We start from the raw sequence: 695 nt of genomic DNA, 5'->3' as shown, positions 1-695 counted from the left end.
GAAGAGAAGGCGCGCGGCATCACCATTTCGACGGCGCACGTCGAATACGAGACCGCCAACCGCCACTATGCCCATGTCGACTGCCCCGGCCACGCCGACTATGTCAAGAACATGATCACCGGTGCTGCGCAGATGGACGGCGCGATCCTGGTGGTGTCGGCCGCCGACGGCCCGATGCCGCAGACCCGCGAGCACATCCTTTTGGCCCGCCAGGTCGGCGTGCCCTCGATCGTGGTGTTCTTGAACAAGGTCGACCAGGTCGACGACGCCGAGCTGCTCGAGCTGGTCGAGCTCGAGGTGCGTGAGCTTTTGACCAAGAACGAGTTCCCCGGCGACGACATTCCGATCGTCAAGGGTTCGGCGCTTGCCGCACTTGAAGACAGCGACAAGAAGATCGGCGAGGACGCCATCCGCGAACTGATGGCTGCGGTCGATGCCTACATCCCGACGCCGGTTCGTCCGCTCGACAAGCCGTTCCTGATGCCGATCGAGGACGTGTTCTCGATCTCGGGCCGTGGCACGGTGGTGACCGGCCGCGTCGAGCGCGGCGTCGTCAAGGTCGGCGAGGAGCTGGAGATCGTCGGCATCCGTCCGACCACCAAGACGACCTGCACGGGCGTCGAGATGTTCCGCAAGCTGCTCGACCAGGGCCAGGCCGGCGACAACATCGGCGCGCTGCTGCGCGGTGTCGACCG

1 protein-coding gene is annotated in these 695 nt (G+C 65.5%); it reads left to right on the top strand.

The features are described 5' to 3' along the window. A partial coding sequence (locus tag NKH67_RS34045) for a GTP-binding protein (RefSeq protein WP_352503953.1) occupies nucleotides 1-695 on the top strand: 695 nt, incomplete at both ends.

The organism is Mesorhizobium sp. M0968 (genome assembly GCF_040319065.1).
GTDB lineage: Bacteria > Pseudomonadota > Alphaproteobacteria > Rhizobiales > Rhizobiaceae > Mesorhizobium.
Note: the sequence above shows the minus strand (reverse complement) of the source record. Positions and strands in the feature narration are given on the sequence as shown.